We start from the raw sequence: 20272 nt of genomic DNA on the forward strand, positions 1-20272 counted from the left end.
GTTTGAACATACAAGACCTCTTGGGGTTGTATGGTTAAGTGACTAAGCGTACACGGTGGATGCCTTGGCAGTCAGAGGCGATGAAGGACGTACTAACTTGCGATAAGCCCAGATAAGACAGTAAGAGTCATTTGAGTCTGGGATTTCCGAATGGGGAAACCCACTTACATAAGTAAGTATTGCTGAGTGAATACATAGCTCAGTGAAGCGAACTCGGGGAACTGAAACATCTAAGTACCCGAAGGAAGAGAAATCAACCGAGATTCCGAAAGTAGCGGCGAGCGAAATTGGATTAGCCCTTAAGCTTTTTATGCGTCAGGTGAAGCTTCTGGAAAGGAGCGCGATACAGGGTGATAGCCCCGTAACCGACAGCGGATTTAAAGTGAAATCGAGTAAGGCGGGACACGTGATATCCTGTCTGAATATGGGGGGACCATCCTCCAAGGCTAAATACTACTGACTGACCGATAGTGAACCAGTACCGTGAGGGAAAGGCGAAAAGAACCCCTGTGAGGGGAGTGAAATAGAACCTGAAACCGTGTACGTACAAGCAGTAGGAGCCCTTCGGGGTGACTGCGTACCTTTTGTATAATGGGTCAGCGACTTATATTCAGTGGCAAGGTTAACCATCTAGGGGAGCCGTAGGGAAACCGAGTCTTAACTGGGCGTTCAGTCTCTGGATATAGACCCGAAACCAGGTGATCTAGCCATGGGCAGGTTGAAGGTTGAGTAACATCAACTGGAGGACCGAACCGACTAATGTTGAAAAATTAGCGGATGACTTGTGGCTAGGGGTGAAAGTACCAATCAAACCTGGAGATAGCTGGTTCTCCCCGAAAGCTATTTAGGTAGCGCCTCGGACGAATACTACTGGGGGTAGAGCACTGTTAAGGCTAGGGGGTCATCCCGACTTACCAACCCTTTGCAAACTCCGAATACCAGTAAGTACTATCCGGGAGACACACGGCGGGTGCTAACGTCCGTCGTGGAGAGGGAAACAACCCAGACCGCCAGCTAAGGTCCCAAAGTATTGCTAAGTGGGAAACGATGTGGGAAGGCTCAGACAGCCAGGATGTTGGCTTAGAAGCAGCCATCATTTAAAGAAAGCGTAATAGCTCACTGGTCGAGTCGGCCTGCGCGGAAGATGTAACGGGGCTAAGCAATACACCGAAGCTGCGGCTGCATACTTTGTATGCGGGGTAGGGGAGCGTTCTGTAAGCCGTTGAAGGTGGTTCGTAAGGGCTGCTGGAGGTATCAGAAGTGCGAATGCTGACATGAGTAACGATAAAGGGAGTGAAAAACTCCCTCGCCGGAAGACCAAGGGTTCCTGTCCAACGTTAATCGGGGCAGGGTAAGTCGACCCCTAAGGCGAGGCTGAAAAGCGTAGTCGATGGGAAACGGGTTAATATTCCCGTACTTCTTACAATTGCGATGGGGGGACGGAGAAGGCTAGGTGGTACTGGCGACGGTTGTCCAGGTTCAAGTGCGTAGGCTTGAGAGTTAGGTAAATCCGGCTCTCTTTAAGGCTGAGACACGATGTCGAGCTACTACGGTAGTGAAGTCATTGATGCCATGCTTCCAGGAAAAGCCTCTAAGCTTCAGATTGTAAGGAATCGTACCCCAAACCGACACAGGTGGTCGGGTAGAGAATACCAAGGCGCTTGAGAGAACTCGGGTGAAGGAACTAGGCAAAATGGTACCGTAACTTCGGGAGAAGGTACGCTCTTATCGGTGAAGTCCCTCGCGGATGGAGCTGACGAGAGTCGCAGATACCAGGTGGCTGCAACTGTTTATTAAAAACACAGCACTGTGCAAAATCGTAAGATGACGTATACGGTGTGACGCCTGCCCGGTGCCGGAAGGTTAATTGATGGGGTTAGTCCTCGGACGAAGCTCTTGATCGAAGCCCCGGTAAACGGCGGCCGTAACTATAACGGTCCTAAGGTAGCGAAATTCCTTGTCGGGTAAGTTCCGACCTGCACGAATGGCGTAATGATGTACCACGCTGTCTCCACCCGAGACTCAGTGAAATTGAAATCGCTGTGAAGATGCAGTGTACCCGCGGCTAGACGGAAAGACCCCGTGAACCTTTACTACAGCTTGGCACTGAACATTGAACCTACATGTGTAGGATAGGTGGGAGGCTTTGAAACGCAGTCGCCAGATTGCGTGGAGCCGTCCTTGAAATACCACCCTTGTAGCTTTGATGTTCTAACTTGGCTCCCTTATCGGGAGTGAGGACAGTGCCTGGTGGGTAGTTTGACTGGGGCGGTCTCCTCCCAAAGCGTAACGGAGGAGCACGAAGGTGGGCTAAACACGGTTGGACATCGTGTGGTTAGTGCAATGGCATAAGCCCGCTTGACTGCGAGAATGACAATTCGAGCAGGTGCGAAAGCAGGTCATAGTGATCCGGTGGTTCTGAATGGAAGGTACCATCGCTCAACGGATAAAAGGTACTCCGGGGATAACAGGCTGATACCGCCCAAGAGTTCATATCGACGGCGGTGTTTGGCACCTCGATGTCGGCTCATCACATCCTGGGGCTGAAGTCGGTCCCAAGGGTATGGCTGTTCGCCATTTAAAGTGGTACGCGAGCTGGGTTTAGAACGTCGTGAGACAGTTCGGTCCCTATCTGCCGTGGGCGTTGGAAGATTGAAGGGGGCTGCTCCTAGTACGAGAGGACCGGAGTGGACGAACCTCTGGTGTTCGGGTTGTCATGCCAATGGCATTGCCCGGAGCTAAGTTCGGAATCGATAACCGCTGAAAGCATCTAAGCGGGAAGCGAGCCCTGAGATGAGTCTTCCCTGATACTTTAAGTATCCTAAAGGGTTGTTCGAGACCAGAACGTTGATAGGCAGGGTGTGTAAGCGTTGTGAGGCGTTGAGCTAACCTGTACTAATTGCCCGTGAGGCTTAACCATACAACACCCAAGGGGTTTTGAGTGGACTCAGATAAGAACATTGAATGTGTAGAACCAGAACTTGCTCTTTATTTAAGAGATAGCAGCTTTCCGAATTAAAGAATTTGCTTGGCGACCATAGCGTTGTGGACCCACCTGATTCCATGCCGAACTCAGAAGTGAAACGCAATAGCGCCGATGGTAGTGTGGGGTTTCCCCATGTGAGAGTAGGACATCGCCAGGCTTTACATTTGAACATCTGCTTCTGATAAGCAGGTATTCCACTGCGGAGTGGTAGTTCAGTTGGTTAGAATACCGGCCTGTCACGCCGGGGGTCGCGGGTTCGAGTCCCGTCCACTCCGCCATTTATTCAGATGAAGCCCTAGCAGTAATGCTAGGGCTTTTTCGTATTTGCCATTTAATTCCCTCAATAGACGAATGAATCCCACTTGAACCCTCATCAAGCCATACGTCCTTAGATTCCCTGTCCCTTATTTTACAAAGCCTCGGTAGAAATTAGTGTTTATCAGCTAATGGATGTACGAATAGAGGTTGGCATCTTTTTCCTAAGACGTACTTTTCGCTTTCTAAGCCAGTCTTACCGTAGGTTTGTGCTAGGTATTCGGCTTGATAAAGAGAGTCATCTTACCTTTTATTTCAGCGATGAGTTTCTGCTCGACATGCGGTATCGTCTGTTATAGTCTGGACATATAGACGTCTAGCCGCTTTAGGGAGAAAGTAAGATGCCCATTAAGATTCCTGATCAATTGCCCGCATTGGATACATTAAGGGAAGAGAATATTTTCGTGATGCCAGAATCACGAGCAACGACTCAGGAAATCCGTCCTCTTAAGGTACTGATCCTTAACTTAATGCCAAAAAAGATTGAGACGGAGACTCAGTTTCTTCGTTTACTTTCAAACAGTCCGCTTCAGATTGATGTTGAGCTACTTCGTATCGATAACCGTCCAAGTAAAAATACGCCGACTGAACATCTGGATACCTTTTACCGTCAGTTTGAAATGGTGAAGAAAAGAAACTTTGATGGCTTGATTATTACGGGAGCACCGCTTGGCTTAGTGCAGTTTGAAGATGTAATTTACTGGGAGCACCTACAAGCCATTATGAATTGGGCAAAGGAGCATGTGACTTCGACGCTTTATGTATGCTGGGCTGCTCAGGCAGGACTGAAGTTACTTTATAATCTTCCTAAACGCACCAGAAAAGAGAAGTTATCGGGGGTTTATAACCACCACATTCTTCAGCCTTATCATCCAGTGCTTCGAGGCTTTGATGATACTTTTCTTGCGCCTCATTCTCGTTATGCAGACTTTTCACCTGAGTACCTCTCTGAGCACACGGATTTGGATATTCTTGCTACGTCGGATGTAGCAGGTGTGTATCTGGCTTCTACAAAAGACAAACGAAACGTGTTTGTTACGGGTCATCCAGAATATGACTCGCACACACTTCACAATGAATACGTTCGAGATCTTGGTGAGGGAATGGAGCCCGCTATACCAGTGAACTATTACCCAAATAACAACCCAGATAATAAGCCAAACGCTAGCTGGCGTAGCCATGGTCATTTGTTGTTTTCAAACTGGCTAAACTACTGTGTTTACCAGCAGACGCCATACGACCTTTCTCATTTCTCCGAAGCGAACTTTACCAAAGACGAGGATTGAGAAATTTGAATATTTACAAGGGCAGCATAAGCTGCCCTTGTTCATTCTAAGTCTCTTCTTTTTTGGCTTTCTCAATCATCGGGGTAATCGTCGAGCCTTGTACCAAAATAGAAAACACCACAACAGAATAGGTCATTACCAGGATAATCTCTTTCACATCAATGAGCTTATCTGGGATAACAAGTATTCCCGGAGGGATAGACAGCGCCATTGCCAAAGCTAAGCCTCCACGTAATCCTCCCCATGTGAGAATCTTCACTGACCACGAGTTATAGCTCCGATAGCGTCTGAATCCCAGATAAGACAACCAAACACTCAGGTATCGGCTAGTCAGGACAAGTGGAACCGCAAATGCCATCAAGATCCAGTCCTCGTGGTGGAATTCAAACAGTAGCATCGACATACCGATTAACAGGAAAAGTACGCCATTTAAGAATTCATCGACGAGTTCCCAAAAATGATCGAGGTGTTCTTCGCTTTCTTTTGAAAAACCAATAAAGCGGGTCCAGTTACCAATCATGATCCCAGATACCACCATTGCCAAAGGTCCGGAAACATGAATGACGTCAGCGAAAGCATATCCAGCAGTAGGGATGCCAATCGTCAGAAGCAGTTCCATGGAGTGGTCGTTGGTCGAGCTAATCAAGTAATGAAAGAGCAGACCCAGAGCAAACCCATAAACAATGCCGCCAATTGCTTCTTGAATAAACAGAAGCGACACACTGGTAAAGGTTGGTGTTTCTGTGCCAAATGCCATGGTATATAGAGTGACAAAGATGACCAAACCAAAGCCGTCATTAAACAGAGATTCTCCCTCAATTTGAGTGGATATACGTTTCGGAGCGTCTAGTTTTTTTACAATGGCAAGCACGGCTATGGGGTCAGTCGGCGAGATGAGGGCACCGAATAACAGGCAGTAAACAAGCTCAAACTGAATCCCGATAATTTGACAAAAACCGTAAAGCACACCACCAATGAAAAACGTTGAGAACAAGGTCGCACCAAGCGCTAAAACGGTGATTTCCCATTTCTGATCTTTCATATTTGGGAGTTTGATACCCAAGCCACCGGCAAAGAGCAGAAAACCTAAAACGCCTTTGAGCAGGAAAGCTTCAAAGTTAATGGTTGTCATGGTGACTGCGGCAACTTTGGTCAAATGAAACCAATCATTTTGACCTGCTATGATGATAAAGAGAGAAAGAATCAAGGCGCCAGCAGTAATGGCGATGGTGGTTTGCATTTTTCCTATCTTGCTGTTTACAAAGGCGATTAGCATCGCCGCTGCAGAAAGAAAACACAGGGTGTAATAGACGGACATGAGCTTGCTTGTTCCAAATGTAACAAAGTGTGTAGTTGGCGAATTTTCCTCCGACTTGTTCCTAATATCAAATACTTTTTTAACCTAATTAATCGGTCTAAAAATACAAATGACATAAGGCTAATTAAGCAGTTTGGACGTCTAGAATTCTATTGGATGTATGGTAGGATGAGAGCAAAGATAAGGAATGAGGCTGTAGTGTGGCTGGAAGCAATATAAGACAACAAATAGAACAACAATTATCCGAGAGAATCCTGTTTATTGATGGTGGTATGGGTACCATGATTCAGGATCTCAAATTGGAAGAAGAGGACTACCGTGGTAAACGTTTCTCTGATTGGCATTGTGACCTAAAAGGAAACAACGACCTGTTGGTCTTAACGCAACCTGAGCTTATCAAGAACATTCACAGCCAGTACCTTGAAGCCGGTGCGGACATTCTTGAAACCAACACCTTTAACGCTACGACCATTGCAATGGCTGACTATGATATGGAAAGCCTTAGCGAAGAGATCAATTTTGAAGCGGCTCGCTTAGCCAAAGCAGCGGCAGATGAGTGGACGGCAAAAACACCGGACCAGCCTCGATATGTTGCAGGTGTACTGGGACCAACAAACCGTACTTGTTCTATTTCCCCAGATGTGAACGACCCGGGTTATCGAAACGTGAGTTTCGATGAATTGGTGGTTGCTTATTCCGAGTCCACACGTGCCCTTATCAGAGGCGGCTCTGATCTTATCCTTATCGAAACCATATTCGATACATTGAACGCAAAAGCGTGTGCCTTCGCGGTTGAATCTGTATTTGAGGAGCTAGGCTTTGAGCTACCGGTAATGATTTCAGGTACCATCACCGATGCTTCCGGGCGTACGCTCTCCGGTCAAACTACCGAAGCTTTTTATAATGCTTTAAGACACGTAAAACCGATTTCTTTCGGTCTGAACTGTGCACTGGGTCCTGATGAGCTTCGTCAATACGTGGAAGAGCTGTCCCGTATTTCTGAATGCAGTGTGTCTGCGCACCCGAATGCCGGGCTTCCCAATGCTTTTGGTGAATACGATCTTTCACCAGAAGATATGGCGGAGCACATTGGCGAATGGGCACGTTCTGGTTTTCTAAACCTGGTTGGTGGTTGTTGTGGTACCACTCCCGAACACATTCGTCAGATGACGTTAGTCTGTAAAGGTGTAAAACCCCGTACATTGCCTGACATTCCAGTGGCATGTCGCCTTTCAGGTCTTGAACCTTTAACCATCGAAAAAGAGACATTGTTCGTTAACGTTGGTGAGCGTACTAACGTTACGGGTTCGGCTCGCTTTAAGCGTCTGATTAAAGAAGAGTTGTACGACGAAGCTCTCGACGTTGCACGCCAACAGGTAGAAAACGGCGCGCAGATCATCGACATCAATATGGATGAAGGGATGCTGGATGCGGAAGCCTGTATGATCCGTTTCCTTAATTTGTGTGCGTCTGAACCTGAGATTTCCAAAGTACCAATCATGGTTGATTCCTCTAAGTGGGAGGTCATCGAAGCCGGTCTTAAATGCATTCAGGGTAAAGGCATTGTTAACTCTATCTCTTTGAAAGAAGGGAAAGAAAAGTTTGTTGAGCAAGCAAAGTTGATCCGTCGATACGGCGCTGCCGTTGTTGTGATGGCGTTTGACGAAGTCGGACAGGCTGAGACTCGCGAACGTAAACTCGAGATTTGTACCAATGCTTATAAGATTCTGGTCGATGAAGTTGGCTTCCCGCCAGAAGACATCATTTTTGACCCGAATATCTTCGCTGTAGCTACGGGTATTGAAGAGCACAACAACTACGCCGTCGACTTTATCGAAGCGGTTGGCGACATCAAACGAGACCTGCCACACGCCATGATTTCTGGTGGTGTATCTAACGTTTCTTTCTCCTTCCGAGGTAATAACTACGTACGTGAGGCGATTCACGCGGTATTCCTGTACCACTGCTTCAAGAACGGCATGGACATGGGGATCGTAAATGCTGGTCAGCTAGAAATTTACGACAACGTACCTGACAAACTTCGTGAGGCAGTGGAAGATGTTGTACTAAACCGCCGTGATGATGGCACAGAACGTTTACTGGATATTGCCGCGGAATACGCAGGAAAAGGCGTCGGAAAAGAAGACGATGCTTCTGCGTTGGAATGGCGCACTTACCCAGTAGAAAAACGCCTTGAGCATGCACTGGTTAAAGGCATCACTGAGTTTATTGTTGATGATACGGAAGAAGCGCGTCAGAAAGCCTCCAAACCACTGGAAGTGATTGAAGGTCCTTTGATGGATGGTATGAACGTGGTTGGCGACCTGTTTGGTGAGGGCAAGATGTTCCTTCCTCAGGTAGTTAAATCAGCTCGTGTAATGAAACAGGCAGTTGCCCATTTAGAACCGTACATCAACGCAGAAAAGCAAGCGGGTTCGTCCAACGGCAAGATCCTGCTGGCAACCGTAAAAGGAGATGTTCACGATATCGGTAAAAACATCGTGGGCGTAGTTTTGCAGTGTAACAACTATGAAATTGTCGACCTAGGCGTGATGGTTCCTTGTGAGCAGATCCTGAAAGTCGCTAAAGAAGAGAATGTCGACATCATTGGTCTTTCTGGCCTCATCACCCCTTCTTTGGATGAAATGGTTCATGTAGCGAAAGAGATGGAGCGCCAAGGGTTTGATCTTCCACTCCTTATTGGCGGTGCTACAACCTCAAAAGCTCATACTGCGGTGAAGATAGAGCAGAACTACCACCAACCAGTGGTCTATGTGAACAATGCTTCACGAGCGGTAGGTGTGTGTACATCTTTGCTGTCCGATGAGTTGAGACCAGCCTTTGTTGAAAAGGTGGATGCCGACTACGTTCGTGTTCGTGACCAGCATAACCGTAAAAAACCTCGCACTAAGCCAGTGAATCTTGAAAAGGCACGTTCTAACTGTGTTGATATTGACTGGGAAAACTATACGCCTCCCGTCCCCGTCAAACCTGGTGTGCATGTGTACGACGATTTCGATGTGGCAACACTGCGCAAATACATCGACTGGACTCCATTCTTTATGACTTGGTCACTTGTGGGTAAATACCCAAAAATCCTCGAACATGAAGAAGTCGGTGAAGAAGCAAAACGCCTGTTCAAAGACGCGAACGATTTGCTTGATCGTGTGGAAAAAGAAGGCTTACTGAAAGCACGTGGTATGTGTGCGCTATTCCCGGCAGCGAGTGTCGGCGACGACATCGAAGTGTACAGTGATGAGAGCCGTACTGAAGTAGCACATGTTTTACATAACTTGCGCCAGCAAACTGAAAAGCCTAAAGGTTTTAACTACTGCCTTTCAGACTATATTGCGCCGAAATCGTCAGGCAAAAAAGACTGGATTGGTGCCTTTGCAGTTACTGGTGGTATTGGTGAGCGTGAACTTGCTGATGCCTATAAAGCGCAGGGTGATGACTACAATGCCATCATGATTCAAGCGGTGGCAGACCGTTTAGCGGAAGCTTTTGCAGAATACTTGCACGAGCAGGTTCGTAAAGACATTTGGGGCTATGCGACAGACGAAAATCTGGATAACGAAGATCTGATTCGCGAAAAATATCAGGGTATTCGACCAGCGCCGGGCTACCCTGCCTGCCCGGAACACACTGAGAAAGGCACTTTGTGGGAGATGCTCAAAGTCGAAGAAACCATTGATATGTCGCTGACAACCAGCTACGCCATGTGGCCGGGTGCTTCTGTGTCTGGCTGGTACTTCTCTCACCCTGATTCACGTTACTTTGCTATTGCACAGATTCAAGAAGATCAGGCGAAAGACTACGCCGAGAGAAAAGGCTGGGAGTGGGAAGAAGCTGAGAAATGGTTGGGTCCAAATCTTAATTGATTTTATTCGGGGGAAATAAAAAGGGTTGGCATCTGCCAACCCTTTTTGGTGTTTGATCGCTATTTTTTGAAGAGTTATCTTTCGAAAAGTTCTTCGTGAAGCGCCTGGACCGCTTTTTTCGATACAGATTCGTGTAATAAGAAGCAGAGGTTATGGGCACTGGCTCCGTAACAAATCATGCGAAGGTTAAAGTCTTCAAGCGTACTGAATACTTGTTTCGCGTAGCCTTTGCTCTCTTTCATGTTATTACCAATCAGGGCGACCAGGCAGAGGTTGTGTTCTACTTCTACCGTACACAGCTCTTCCAGTTCTTTCTTTGCTTCTGGTGGCAGTTCAGGAGCGCCGCCTCCCGTATTGGTTTGATCCAGTGTCAGAGACACACTGACTTCTGACGTTGTGATCAAATCGACGGAGATTTTGTGCTTCGCCAAGATTTGGAATACTTCGGCTAAGAAGCCATAGGCCTGGAACATGTTCGGGCTGCGCAGTGTTACCATCGTCTGATTACAGCGAAGTGCCAGAGCACGGAATAAAGGTGCGCTTTCTACCTGTTGACGAATCCATGTGCCACCTTTTTCGGGCGCTTTCGATGAACCGACAAACACTGGAATTTGATGACGAAGTGCAGGAAGTAGTGTTGATGGATGAAGGATCTTTGCACCAAAATTGGCCATCTCAGATGCTTCGCTAAAGCTAATTTCCGGAATCGGGCTGGCTTTAGGTGCAATGCGAGGATCGGTAGTGTATATACCGGGAACGTCAGTCCAGATTTCTAACCCTGCTGCTTCAACCGCTTCAGCAATCAGTGCGGCACTGTAGTCACTGCCACCACGACCAAGTGTAGTGGTGTTGCCTTCTTCGTCAGAACCAATAAAGCCCTGAGTGACAACAACTTGTTGCTGGCAAAGAGGTACTAGTTTTTCTTTTGCCAGTCTAGATATTTCTTCCAGCTCTGGCTGCGCCTTACCATGCACGGAATCGGTACGCATGACATCGCGAATATCAAATCGAACCGCATTAACACCACGCTCGCGCATCAGCTGCGTCAAAATGTGAGTCGACATCAGCTCGCCACAAGAAACAAGGTGATCGGTCAGCTTGTCGCTAGATTGAAATGATGCGGCTTCTGCGGCACTGGCAACGGTTTCTAAAATGGCGTGTACTTGTTTCTCAGCTCCCGCCGGGTCGGCTAGCTGATCTAAAATCTGATGATGAATATCAGCGAGCTGCTTAACTAAGGTTTGACGATGCTCAGCATCTGCCACACCATTCGCCAGTTCGACAAGCAGATTGGTAACACCTGAACAGGCACTACTCACCACCAAACGGGTATCAGGGTTATTTTCAATAATGGCACTGCAGCGGCTCATGGCTTCAAAATTCGCCACACTGGTTCCACCAAATTTCGCTACATTAAATGCGCTCGCGGCTTTGTTCTCGTTCAAAGCACTGTCTCCCAAAAAACGTCCAAAGATAACGACATGGCAATCAAAACGACTGCCTAACATCCGATGTTGAAGAGAGATTTCGTAGAGCAGAGGGAAAGCATAAAGAAAGGAATGCGTACCTCAGAAGCTCTTCACCTAGGGTGACAGTCGGCAGGATTCAACCTGCTCGCCCGATGCTCAATTCACCCGCAATGAATTGTCATCTCGGCATTGCTCCCCCTGAGTTAGGTGTCTTGGAATTGGGGTTCCACACCAAACCTGCCTGGGCAATGCTCCTCTTCTGCTAGAAAGCCCGTTTATTGAACGGTTTTATGGTGAAAATGTCAATGTTTAACCGAGAATTTGTTATTTTGTGATATCAGCATTGTAAAAAGCGTCTTTTTGGCGCTCGACCTTAACAAAGTGAATGCATTAGAGTAAAAATTAAACAGTAGAAAATCCAATAACGATAAAATGAGAGCACTATGACAATAACAAGCTTTAATCCTCCACGGCGTATCTTAATGGGTCCCGGTCCTTCGGATGTTTACCCTGAAGTCTTGCAAGCCATCAGCCGACCTACTGTTGGGCATTTGGACCCTTTATTCATCAAGATGATGGATGAGCTTAAACAATTGCTCAAATACGCCTTCCAGACAGAGAATGAATTTACCATTGCGATTTCTGCTCCGGGGAGTGCCGGAATGGAAGCCTGCTTTGTTAATTTGGTTGAGCCAGGTGATAAAGTGATCGTATGCCGCAATGGCGTGTTCGGAGAACGTATGAGAGAAAACGTTATCCGATGTGGTGGTGATGCGGTTGTCGTGGATGATGAATGGGGGGCACCAGTCAGCGTTCAGAAAGTACAGGCAGCGTTCGACCAACACCCCGATGCCAAGATTCTTGCCTTTGTACACGCTGAAACGTCGACCGGGGCTTGCTCCGATGCGGAAGCTTTGGCAAAAATTGCTAAACAACATGGTGCGCTTACTATTGTAGATACGGTCACTTCTTTAGGTGGCGTTCCCCTTTATGTCGATAAATGGGGGCTGGATGCCGTTTATTCAGGGAGCCAGAAGTGTCTGTCCTGTATTCCCGGTTTGTCACCTTTGACCCTTTCCGCAGCGGCAATCAGTAAAATTACAGAGCGCAGTGCTCCGGTTCAAAGCTGGTTCTTAGATCAAAGCCTGGTACTAGGGTACTGGAGTGGAGAAGGTAAGCGAAGTTATCATCACACCGCGCCTGTAAACAGCTTGTATGCGCTTCATGAATCCCTGTTGAAGCTGAAGAATGAAGGGCTCGAGAATACTTGGAAGCGACATAAAGACATGCACGATAAGCTGAAGAAAGGTCTGGAAAAACTGGGAATTCAGTTTGTGGTGGACGAACCTTATCGTCTACCTCAATTGAATGCTGTGTACGTTCCTGATGGAATTGATGAAGTTAAGGTCAGAGCTGAACTTTTGGAAAACTACAATCTCGAGATTGGGGCTGGGCTCGGAGCTCTTGCTGGAAAAGCCTGGCGAATAGGTCTGATGGGTTACGGCGCGAGAGAAGAAAACGTCGCTCTGTGCTTAAAAGCCCTTGAAGAGTCCCTTTGATTAGATAGAAAGCCGCTTATTCAGCGGCTTTCTTTTCATTGGTTATAATTGCTTGGGATTCTTTGGAATACCTGACGTTTGAGAAGTCGTGCTTAGGGAACAGGTATTGCGCTTCTTGTTGAATCTGCGTTGCTTTACTTTCATTACCCATTCCACGATAGGCAACAATAAGGTTGTTGTAAAAAGCAGGTCTTGGTTTACGTTTAATGATGTCCTGCGACCATTCAATGTAAGGCTCTATCAGAGACTTATCTCCAGTGTATAACCCTATGGTTAAATAAGTGCTGTATATGTCCCAATCGTATCTGTCTTTCCAGGCAACAGGATTAGTTACTCTGTCTAATATCTCAGGATTTCTTGGCTGAGATTTTTCAAATTCTGTTAGCACATAGTTGGTATGCAAAGTGCTCCCCATGTAAAAAAGCGTGAGGAGCGGCAGGACTAAACTTGCCACCCTCAACGTAACTTTGCTGATTACGCTGAATTTTACGGTTTTATAACGTGCAGTGCGTTGGTCTAACCAAAAGAGCAATATGACAAATGTGACCCAGTGAATTGCAGAATGGTAAAACGGGTATTCAAGCTGGGTATGCACTGCAATCGGAACAAACAAAGCCAACATTGCCAATTTCGTCCCTTTTCGAGCTGATGAGGCTTTGTAAATGACGTAAAACCCCGCCAATAAGATAGCGATGATCGCGACTATGCCACCTTCTACTCCCCAAAGCATAAGCTCGTTATGTGGATGGTCTAATGCTGGAACTGCTGGGGGGTATTGTGAATTCAGTTGATGTTGTCTTGCAGTGTATAGGAGATAAGACGACTCAAATTGACCATATCCATAACCAGTAAATGGCTTTTCAATAATCATATCAATGGCCTGTGGGAAGTGGGTGTCTCTTAAACTTTGGAGATCTTTCTTATCTTGCAACAGGCTATCGAAATTGGAGCTGGCAAATTTAGGTACCGTTAGCCCTAACGTAATGCCTACTGCAATAGACGCAACCCAAGCGATAACGCGCTTTGGTGTAGAAAATCGAATCAGGTAGGGCAAAACCATCAGGACAGCCAGTGACGCGCCAAGCCATGCAGTACGGGAGGCAACAATAACCAGCATAGAGACACACAACATAGGTACTGTTGCCAGAAAGATAAGTTGCCAGAATTTTCTACGATATTTCTGAGGCTGTCTGGCGAGAAGATACCCCGACAATACTAGCCCGGTTGCGATGAAGCTCGCGAATACATTGGGCTGCTGAAATATGCCATAGGGGCGGTTGGCTTCAGTAGGATAACCAAACATGTTACCCGGCTCTAATACCAGAAACTGTATGTACCCAATGGCTACCTGCAAAACGGCGGCAAAGAGCACAAACCAGAGCAACCGCTGTTTTTGTTTGTTACTGAACTGAAATTGCTGAAGGCTGAAGAAAAGGATAATCCCGGCCCATAGACCTAAAATTCGCCCCGTTGATTCTTCCAATACGGCGTTTGGGAAAAAGAGCGGTACCGACAAAACAAGACTGCACAGCAGCAGTACTACCCCCATTTTTGAGTATCGGATTTGAAATCGGTTTGACGTTTGATAAAGCCCCATTGCCAAAGCGATAGAGAGGGTAATCCAGGTTGCAGGATTGTATGATAGCGCTAAACCAGAGCCGCCAGGGTTAGGCATAAAAAAGTTCATTGCGATGATGAAGGTGACTGCGAGGGCAAGAAGGAATTTTCGATTTAATGGGGTACGAATTTTGTCGGCTTCGAGCTGAGTACCTTTAACAAGCAAAGTTGCCATATCTGAATGCTTCCTCTATAAAATTCAACGGTCTGCCCCCAGACCGCTGAACGATACTATCACTTTTTACTTTAAAGCATAGGTTTTAAGAAGCGCGCGGTATGAGAGCCTTTAACTTTTGCGACCTCCTCTGGAGTTCCTTGCGCAATGATTTCACCACCGCCTTGTCCACCTTCCGGACCTAAATCGACAATCCAGTCTGCGGTTTTTACCACGTCCAGGTTGTGTTCGATAACCACCACCGTATTACCGTGGTCTCTTAGGCGATGCAAAACAGTCAGCAGTTGCTGAATATCATGGAAGTGCAGACCAGTGGTCGGCTCATCAAGAATGTACAGCGTTTTCCCCGTATCGCGTTTGGAAAGCTCACGTGCGAGTTTCACACGTTGGGCTTCACCACCTGAAAGGGTAGTGGCGGCCTGACCTAATCGAATGTAAGACAAGCCAACATCCATCAGAGTCTGGAGTTTTCTGGCGATGACGGGGACAGGGTCAAAGAATTCTCGCGCATCTTCTACCGTCATCTCCAGTACTTCATCGATCGTTTTGCCTTTGTAGCGTACTTCCAGAGTTTCACGGTTGTAACGCTTACCCGAGCAGACATCACAGGGTACATACACGTCTGGAAGGAAGTGCATTTCCACTTTTATCACCCCATCACCCTGACAAGCTTCACAGCGTCCGCCACGAACATTAAAGCTAAATCGTCCTGGTTTATAACCGCGAGAGCGCGATTCCTGAGTACCTGCAAACAATTCGCGAATCGGGGTGAAAATACCAGTATAGGTCGCTGGGTTAGAGCGAGGTGTTCTTCCAATCGGGCTCTGATCGATATCGATCACTTTATCGAAATGCTCAAGACCAACGATCTTTTTATAGGGTGAAGGAGTCGCAATGCTGGCACCGTTCAGTTGAGTTTGTGCAATCTTGTAGAAAGTGTCGTTGATCAGAGTGGATTTACCTGAACCTGAGACGCCAGTAATACAACTGAACAGACCAACAGGAATAGTAAGGTCGACATTTTTCAGGTTGTTTCCAGTAGCTCCAATGAGTTCGACTACCTTCTTTGGATCCATCGGCGTACGCTCTTTGGGTACTTCAATGGCTTTTACACCACTCAAATACTGACCCGTTAACGAGTCTGGGTTATCCAAAATGGCTTGCATGTCGCCTTCTGCGACCACTTCACCACCATGAACACCCGCTCCCGGACCAATGTCGATAATATAGTCTGCGCATCGAATCGCATCTTCGTCATGTTCTACCACCAAAACCGTGTTGCCCAGATCGCGCAGATGCGTCAGAGTTTTCAGCAACCTCTCATTGTCGCGCTGGTGGAGACCGATAGACGGTTCATCCAACACATACATCACCCCAACAAGACCTGCACCAATCTGGCTAGCGAGTCGAATACGCTGCGCTTCACCACCAGAAAGCGTTTCTGCACTGCGAGACAAATTCAGGTAATTGAGCCCGACGTTAACCAGGAAATGAAGGCGATCATTGATTTCCTTCATGACCTTTTCTGCAATTTTGGCTTTCTGACCAGTCAGTTTCAGGCTGTTGAAAAAGCCCATTGCATCGCTGATGCTCATATCCGCAATGGCGGGTAAGGGGGTATCTTCAATGAAGACGTTACGCGCTTCAGTTCGAAGTCGGGTTCCACCACAGGTTCCACACGACTTGGTTGAAATGTACTTCGATAGTTCTTCTCGTACTGAGTTAGATTCTGTGTCTCTGTAGCGTCTTTCTAGTGTATTGAGTATCCCCTCAAACGGATGCTTTTTGGTGCGACTATCACCGCGATCATTAATGTAGGTAAATTCGATCTGAGTTCGACCTGAGCCTCTTAGCACCACATCCTGGTGTTTTTTCGATAGCTTATTGAAAGGCGTTTCCAGACTGAAATCGTAGTGCGATGCCACAGAACCAAGCATCTGATAGTAGTAGTAATTCTTTCTGTCCCAGCCGCGAATCGCGCCATCAGCCAGACTTAAAGATTCATCCACAATGATTCTGTCTGGGTCGAAGAATTGCTGCACACCTAAACCATCACAGGTCGGGCAGGCACCAGCAGGGTTGTTAAATGAAAACAGCCTTGGTTCAAGCTCCTGCATGCTGTAACCACATTTAGGGCAAGCAAAGTTAGCTGAGAAGATGATGTCTTCTTTGCTCGGATCATCCATATCGCAGACTGCGGCAATACCACCTGAAAGTTCCAACGCGGTTTCAAATGACTCTGCCAGACGTTGCTGCAAGTCACCGCGCACTTTAAATCGGTCTACGACCACTTCGATGGTGTGTTTTTTGTGGAGCTCTAATGTCGGTGGATCAGACAGGTCACAGGTTTCACCATCAATGCGGGCGCGAATAAAACCTTGTGCAGCGAGGTTTTCAAGCGTTTTTACGTGCTCTCCTTTACGCTCTTTCACTATGGGAGCCAGAAGCATCATCTTGCTGCCTTCTGGTAACTCCAATACTTTGTCTACCATCTGGCTGATGGTTTGTGCTGTTAGTGGAATTTTGTGCTCTGGGCAACGTGGTTCCCCCACTCTGGCATAAAGCAGACGAAGATAATCGTAGACTTCGGTTATAGTGCCCACTGTCGAACGTGGGTTATGGGACGTGGACTTTTGTTCGATGGAGATCGCCGGAGACAACCCTTCAATGTGGTCGACATCAGGTTTTTCCATCAGTGACAGGAATTGTCTGGCATAAGCAGATAGAGATTCAACGTATCTTCTCTGGCCCTCAGCGTATAACGTATCAAAGGCTAATGAGGATTTTCCGGAACCGGATAAGCCTGTAATGACGATCAATTTGTCGCGAGGAATGGTGAGGTTTATGTCTTTGAGGTTGTGGGTTCTGGCGCCACGTACGTCAATGGTGTCCATCTGCTATGCTCTTGTGTAATTGATAGCCACAAGTATTACATAGACTTATTTTTGTGCAAAGAGAAAATACTGGATAAAATAACAGTATTTGGTTTTGCTGCGTTATTTTATCCAGTAGAAAGTATGAAGATTAGGCTTTGTGAGTGGAGTGCTTATCTAACTCCGTTTTTTTCTTGTCTTTCTGGTACAGGTTTTCATAGCAGTAGTTTGTTGCTTCGATGTAACCTTCAACGCTGCCGCAGTCAAAACGCTGACCTTTAAATTTGTATGCCAGGACACAACCCGCTTTGGCTTGTTTTAATAGCGCGTCAGTGATTTGGATCTCGCCACCTTTGCCTGGTTCGGTCTGCTCGATTAGATCGAAAATGTCTGGTGTCAGGATGTAGCGACCAATGATTGCCAGATTGCTTGGCGCAGTGCCTTGTTCCGGCTTTTCGACCATGTCATCGACACGGAAAAGGTCGTCTTTGATCATTTCGCCTGAAATCACACCGTACTTGTGCGTCTCATCTTCAGGAACTTCCTGAACCGCAACGATGGAACAACGGAATTGCTTGTAAAGTGCCACCATTTGCGCCAAAACGCCTTGGTCTTCATTAACACACAAGTCATCGGCCAAAACAACAGCGAATGGGTTGTCACCGACCAACTCTTTACCCGTCAGAATGGCGTGACCCAGTCCTTTCATTTCACGTTGACGAATGTAAGTGAAGTGAGCTGACTCAATCACATTACGAATGTCTACCAGCAGCTCTTCTTTGTTGGTGCCACTGATCTGATGCTCTAACTCGTAGTTCTTATCGAAATGATCCATGATGGAGTGCTTACCACGACCAGTAACGATACACATGCCATCCATACCTGCTTCAATAGCTTCTTCAACGCCATACTCGATAAGGGGTTTATTCACCACTGGCATCATTTCTTTTGGCATAGATTTGGTTGCCGGTAAAAATCGTGTACCGTAGCCAGCGGCTGGGAACAAGCACTTTTTAATCATAATCTTTCCTGTTCGATTTGTTCAGTTCCTAATTTTGGGCGTAACTTTACCATGCTTATTGTGACAATCGAAACGCAAAAGCTGAACATTGTTAAGAAGGAAGGTGCTGCTTTGCCCATGCCATAGCCTGGATGCGGTTTTTTACGTCCAGTTTTTTAAAGATATTATAGAGGTGAGATTTTATGGTGTGTTCGCTAATGAAAAGCTCATCGGCGATTTCAAGGTTGGATGCCCCGCTTTTTAAGCTCTGTAAGACATCCAGTTCTCGCCGGGTTAACTCTATTTCAAATGTGGGCTTTGACGCTTCTATAGATTGATAATACTCCACAACCTGAGTCATGGTTTCTCTCGGAAGCCAGCTTTGCCCGCGTAGTATGCACCGAATTCCCATCATTATCTTTTCGACATCTTCGTTGACGAGAAAGTATCCTGAAAGCCCTTGCCACTTCAATACATCAGACAGAGTCAGATGCTTTTGAGCATTCAGCAAAACGAGAAAACGCTTAGTTACCGTGCTATTCAGTGTCTGCTGAAGAAAGCCAATATCTTCAATAGCAGTTAAATCAACAATGATGAAATGTTCGCTTTCATTTGAATTGAGTCTTATAAGTTCTCTGGTGGTAATGCGCTGAAATTGACGGCTTAAGTGATGTTGAATGTCTTTTTCAAGATGATGGGGTAATGATTGATCTGAAACCAAATAAAAGTGCGGTAATAGATTGGTTTCTTTCATATTCCAGCCCAATAATCGATGGTTTAGCGAAACTTATAAATATCTTTTATTTATATGCCTGATAAATAACCTAGCAAAATTGGGCAATTAATAGAATTGAATATCCATTCATTGCTTATAGGCGTTTGGAATAACTACGGATGATATTTCTTTAAAAAGTAATTGATAAACCTCGTTGTCCAGATTTTTTCGAGTCAGACTACACTATGCGCAGGTTTATTCGTCCCAATCATGTTTTCAACCGATAGTTAGCAATTAGCTGTCTATGATTAATAAATGAGCGCTTAGCGACACTTTGCTAGCAATTCTTACCCTGGATTTGAGCATTGGTGATATCGTGGTATCCTTGAGCGTTAAAAATTTAGTCGAATTGAGTTTAGACGGAGCAAAACATGGCCAGCCGTGGAATTAATAAAGTTATTTTGGTGGGGAATTTAGGAAATGACCCTGAAATTCGTTATATGCCGAGTGGCGGCGCGGTGGCGAATATTACAATTGCGACCTCTGAATCGTGGCGCGACAAAGCGACTGGCGAACAGCGCGAAAAGACAGAATGGCACCGTGTGGCACTGTTTGGAAAGCTAGCAGAAGTAGCGGGTGAGTACCTTCGTAAAGGTTCTCAGGTTTACATTGAAGGTCAGCTTCAGACTCGTAAATGGCAGGATCAGAATGGTCAGGATCGCTACACAACCGAAGTGGTTGTACAAGGCTTCAATGGTGTGATGCAGATGCTGGGTGGTCGCCAACAAGGTCAGGGTGCACCGGGTCAAGGAATGGGAGGTCAGCAGCAACAAGGTGGTTGGGGACAGCCTCAACAGCCTGCACAGCAGCAATCTTACCAGCAGCCAGCTGCGCCTCAGCAACAAGCACCGCAACAGGCTCAACCACAATATAATGAGCCACCAATGGATTTTGATGACGACATTCCGTTCTAAACCGTCGAGCAATCGACTTAGAAATGAATGTCAATGAGATGAAGCCGCGATTTTCGCGGCTTTTGTTTAGGTTTTTTATCGATTTACTTGTGAACTTAAGGTTC

The 20272-nt window shown here is 46.5% G+C and carries 10 protein-coding genes, 1 tRNA gene, 2 rRNA genes and 1 riboswitch; of the genes, 7 read left to right on the plus strand and 6 right to left on the minus strand.

The annotated features are described in order from the left end of the window. The first annotated feature begins 32 nt into the window (after window positions 1–32). From QMG91_RS02355 to metA, 4 genes are all read left to right on the plus strand, one after another. Window positions 33–2920: ribosomal RNA gene (locus QMG91_RS02355) — 23S ribosomal RNA — on the plus strand. A 107-nt stretch (window positions 2921–3027) separates the two neighbouring features. Beyond that, window positions 3028–3143 (plus strand): 5S ribosomal RNA (gene rrf, locus QMG91_RS02360). 44 nt (window positions 3144–3187) lie between these two features. Beyond that, window positions 3188–3264: transfer RNA gene (locus QMG91_RS02365), tRNA-Asp, on the plus strand. Between the two features lie 378 nt (window positions 3265–3642). Beyond that, a complete protein-coding gene (gene metA, locus QMG91_RS02370; RefSeq protein WP_004399902.1) occupies window positions 3643–4587 on the plus strand; it encodes a homoserine O-acetyltransferase MetA in 945 nt (314 codons plus the stop codon). A 46-nt stretch (window positions 4588–4633) separates the two neighbouring features. Here the strand turns inward: metA and QMG91_RS02375 are convergent, their stop codons facing one another. Then, on the minus strand, window positions 4634–5905 hold the full coding sequence (locus QMG91_RS02375) for a cation:proton antiporter (RefSeq protein ID WP_281828646.1): 1272 nt from the start codon (window positions 5903–5905) through the stop codon (window positions 4634–4636). A 200-nt stretch (window positions 5906–6105) separates the two neighbouring features. On the opposite strand from QMG91_RS02375, the gene metH reads away from it, so the two are divergent. After that, a complete protein-coding gene (gene metH, locus QMG91_RS02380) occupies window positions 6106–9786 on the plus strand; it encodes a methionine synthase (RefSeq protein ID WP_281828647.1) in 3681 nt (1226 codons plus the stop codon). Window positions 9787–9860: 74 nt separating this feature from the next. On the opposite strand, the gene lysC is transcribed toward metH, so the two are convergent. Continuing rightward, entirely contained in the window at window positions 9861–11294 is a 1434-nt protein-coding gene (lysC, locus tag QMG91_RS02385) for a lysine-sensitive aspartokinase 3 (protein WP_409351249.1), read from the minus strand. A gap of 56 nt (window positions 11295–11350) precedes the next feature. Next, a riboswitch (Lysine riboswitch) is annotated at window positions 11351–11522 on the minus strand. A 176-nt stretch (window positions 11523–11698) separates the two neighbouring features. Between lysC and QMG91_RS02390 the strand changes: the two genes are divergently transcribed. After that, on the plus strand, window positions 11699–12814 hold the full coding sequence (locus QMG91_RS02390; protein ID WP_281828648.1) for a pyridoxal-phosphate-dependent aminotransferase family protein: 1116 nt from the start codon (window positions 11699–11701) through the stop codon (window positions 12812–12814). Window positions 12815–12830: 16 nt separating this feature from the next. On the opposite strand, the gene QMG91_RS02395 is transcribed toward QMG91_RS02390, so the two are convergent. The 4 genes from QMG91_RS02395 to QMG91_RS02410 form a co-directional block, all read right to left on the minus strand. Beyond that, window positions 12831–14606, minus strand: a complete 1776-nt coding sequence (locus QMG91_RS02395; protein WP_281828649.1) for a PglL family O-oligosaccharyltransferase — start codon at window positions 14604–14606, stop codon at window positions 12831–12833. Window positions 14607–14677: 71 nt separating this feature from the next. Further along, window positions 14678–17500 carry an excinuclease ABC subunit UvrA gene (gene uvrA, locus QMG91_RS02400; RefSeq protein ID WP_022551630.1) on the minus strand — a complete coding sequence of 941 codons (2823 nt, stop codon included), beginning with the start codon at window positions 17498–17500 and terminating at the stop codon, window positions 14678–14680. Between the two features lie 130 nt (window positions 17501–17630). Beyond that, on the minus strand, window positions 17631–18500 hold the full coding sequence (gene galU / locus QMG91_RS02405; protein WP_281828650.1) for a UTP--glucose-1-phosphate uridylyltransferase GalU: 870 nt from the start codon (window positions 18498–18500) through the stop codon (window positions 17631–17633). Window positions 18501–18591: 91 nt separating this feature from the next. Then, window positions 18592–19233 carry a LuxR C-terminal-related transcriptional regulator gene (locus QMG91_RS02410; RefSeq protein WP_004405143.1) on the minus strand — a complete coding sequence of 214 codons (642 nt, stop codon included), beginning with the start codon at window positions 19231–19233 and terminating at the stop codon, window positions 18592–18594. Between the two features lie 392 nt (window positions 19234–19625). Here QMG91_RS02410 and QMG91_RS02415 point away from each other — a divergent pair, with 392 nt between their 5' ends. After that, window positions 19626–20168, plus strand: a complete 543-nt coding sequence (locus tag QMG91_RS02415) for a single-stranded DNA-binding protein (protein ID WP_022551628.1) — start codon at window positions 19626–19628, stop codon at window positions 20166–20168. The last annotated feature ends 104 nt before the right edge of the window (window positions 20169–20272 follow it).

The sequence above is a fragment of the Vibrio nigripulchritudo genome (assembly GCF_027924785.1).
Taxonomy (GTDB): domain Bacteria; phylum Pseudomonadota; class Gammaproteobacteria; order Enterobacterales; family Vibrionaceae; genus Vibrio; species Vibrio nigripulchritudo.